This window comes from Pedobacter glucosidilyticus (genome assembly GCF_002483235.1).
Lineage (GTDB): Bacteria > Bacteroidota > Bacteroidia > Sphingobacteriales > Sphingobacteriaceae > Pseudopedobacter > Pseudopedobacter glucosidilyticum_B.
Genome location: NZ_DLHN01000042.1, coordinates 1 through 3,051, shown reverse-complemented (window position 1 = coordinate 3,051; position 3,051 = coordinate 1). Strand labels below are relative to the sequence as shown.

The 3,051-nt window shown below is 35.6% G+C and carries 3 protein-coding genes; 1 reads left to right on the top strand and 2 read right to left on the bottom strand.

Annotation, left to right across the window (positions count from 1 at the left end; all coding sequences use genetic code 11):
• On the top strand, positions 1–272 hold a 272-nt coding region (locus B2745_RS16915; protein WP_304069058.1), incomplete at its 5' end, for a phosphatase PAP2 family protein.
• Between the two features lie 147 nt (positions 273–419).
• On the opposite strand, the gene B2745_RS16910 is transcribed toward B2745_RS16915, so the two are convergent.
• Positions 420–1,841 (bottom strand): TolC family protein, encoded by a 1,422-nt coding sequence (locus tag B2745_RS16910; RefSeq protein ID WP_304069057.1) that lies wholly within the window; start codon positions 1,839–1,841, stop codon positions 420–422.
• The coding region (locus B2745_RS16905) for an efflux RND transporter permease subunit (RefSeq protein WP_304069056.1) at positions 1,825–3,051 on the bottom strand (1,227 nt) is incomplete at its 5' end. The genes B2745_RS16905 and B2745_RS16910, both read right to left, overlap by 17 nt.

Below are 3,051 nucleotides of genomic sequence, written 5' to 3'. Positions count from 1 at the left end.
TATTAAGACCAGATGCTAGCGCTAAAAATTCTTTTCCATCTGGGCATACCGCAACAGCTTTTGTAGGCGCTGAAATTTTACATCAAGAATTTAAACATACAGCACCTATTTTAAGCTACAGCGGATATTTAGCTGCCGGAGCAACTGGAGCTTTTAGAATGTATAATAACAGACATTATTTTAGTGATGTAATTACTGGAGCCGGAATAGGTATATTAACCACTAAAGCTACTTATTGGCTCGATAAAAAATTACATGCTAAACATCATTAAATAAAAAAGAGGCTGTCTCAAAAATCATATTTGTCACATTGAGCGGAGTCGAAATGTTCTCTGATATACTCAGAAAAGGCTTCGACTCCGCTCAGCCTGATACAAAATGTTGATTGGAGACAGCCTCTTTTTATTAAAAGTTAGAAATTAATTCCAACCGCCGCCTAATGCTTTGTAAACATTTACTTGTGCATCTAGCTGTTTCAACTTAATTTCTATCAAGTCTATTTTAGCATCTAAAGCTTCTCTTTGGGTTGATAAAACCTCTATATAATCTGCCCTAGCAGAACTAAATAAACTGTTTGAAATGGTGATAGATTGTGTTAAAATATCAACTTCCTTTGCTTTAGTTTCATAACTTTTGGTGTAGTTATTTATTCTTGAAAGCTGATTTACCACTTCTATATGAGCGTTTAAGATAGAACGCTCATAATTATAAACGGCTTGTATTTGCTTCTCGTTGGCATTAAGATAGGTTGCTTTTATCGCATTCTTATTTACTAACGGTGCTACTAAATCACCAGCTAGGTTACAAAGAATTGATTCTGGTTTTAACAAGTAACTTGGATTAAAAGCTTGAAAACCAATACCTGCTTGCAAGCTAAACGAAGGATAAAAATTAGCTTTTGCAGCTCTTACATCTAGTTTAGCTGCTGCAAGTTCTAACTCAGCTTGATGAATATCTGGCCTGTTTTCTAACAATTGAGAAGGTATACCTACGGAAACAGCATTGATTTCTAGGTTATTAAACGCTGCGCCATTACGCTGAATTCTTCGTGGGAAGCGTCCGGTTAAGAAATTAATTCTATTTTCTGTTTCTATAAGTTTTTGCTGAATCTCAAATTGCAAATTTTTGGTATATAGCAATTGTGCCTCAAAACGATTTACCGCTAACTGAGATACTTTTGCTGCTTCTTTTTGTAGTTTAACAATTTGAAGCGCATTATCCTGCAAGGCTATATTTTGCTGTATAATTCCCAATAAATTATCTAGCGCCATTAACTCATAATAAGAACTGGCTATTTCAGATATAAGGTTAGTAACCATGAAGTTTCTCCCCTCCACAGTTGCTAAATATCTTAAAACTGCTGCCTTTTTTGCGTTACGAAGCTTTTTCCAAACATCTAACTCCCAAGACAAAAAGGAACCTATTTTAAAATCTCCAACGTATTTAGGCCCTCTATCCGGATTATCTTTTAAATCCTCTTCAGAGAAACCATCCCAAGTAAATTTACCAGCCTTGTCTAAGCCTGCAGCAGCTCCTATGTTTATAAATGGCAAATATTCTCCTTTTCTAGCTCTTACCTCATTTTTACTTATTTCTATCTCACGTAAAGTGATGTTTAACTCTTGATTATTAGAAAGTGCAGTATCAATAAGTGCTACTAAGAAAGGATCTTTAAAATAGCTTTTCCATTTAATTTTTGCTGTATTTAAGGTGTCCTGAGAATTGACATAACTAACAGGAGTTGATTTATTTTCTTGTTTACTGCTAATAGCAGGTACTTTACACGCACCAAGCCATACCATACAGATGACAAGTAACACGTATTTAGTTATTACTTTCATGGTCTTTTTTATTTGTAATGCGTTTAATAATTTTTTGGATTTTTTTGCTTAACGCAGATTCAGAATGGCTTTCTACAAAGTCTTCACTTAATGGGTTTTCATCTTCATCTCTAATCAGATGTTTACCTTCTTGTAGCTTACCAAAAATGAAATAAAGGCCAGGCACAATGATGACACCGAAGATGGTTCCGAAAAGCATGCCCCCTAAGGCAGATGCGCCTATGGTATGGTTACCCACTGCACCAGGACCAGTAGCTATTACAAGCGGAATTAAACCTGCAATAAAGGCAAAAGATGTCATCAATATTGGCCTAAAACGAGCTTTTGCCCCTTCTATAGCAGCATCTAGTACAGTAGCACCTTTATGATGTTTCTGGACAGCAAATTCTACAATTAGTACGGCATTTTTCCCTAACAAACCAACCAGCATAATTAGTCCAACTTGTGCATAAACATCATTGGCTAAGCCCATGGCTTTTAACAAGAAAAAAGAACCAAATATACCCGGAGGGAGCGATAGTAAAACTGCTAAAGGCAGAATAAAACTTTCGTATTGTGCTGCTAAAATCAGATAAACAAAGAATAATACTACCAAGAATAAATACAAAGCTTCGTTTCCTCTTCTTGCTTCATCATAAGAAAGCCCTTCCCAAGCAATATCATAACCACGAGGTAAGGTTTTGGCAGCTACTTCTTTAATAGCTTCAATAGCATCTCCGGATGAATAACCACTTGCCGGAACACCACTTATTAAAGACGATATATACAAATTATAACGAGCTATTTCATTTGGACCTTGTGTTTTCTTAATCTTCATAAATGCAGAATAAGGGACCATTTCGCCGCTCTCGTTCTTGATAAACATGTTTAGGATGTCTGATGGTTGTTTCCTAAACTCAGGACCTGCTTGGGTATAAACTTTATAATAGTTGTTAAAACGGATGAAACCTTGCTCGTAGGTACTACCAATCATCACGTTTAGATTTTCCATAGCATCTCCTACAGAAACTCCTTTTTGCATGGCTAGCTCATTATCAACTAAAATTTCATACTGCGGATATTTGGCAGAATAAAAAGAAAACAAACCACTTAGTTCTTTTCTTTCTTTTAGAGCGGCTAAAAACTCGGCATTAATTTTATCAAATTCTTGATAATCTACATCACTACCTTTATCTAATAAACGTAAAGAGAAACCATCCGAAGTTCCGTA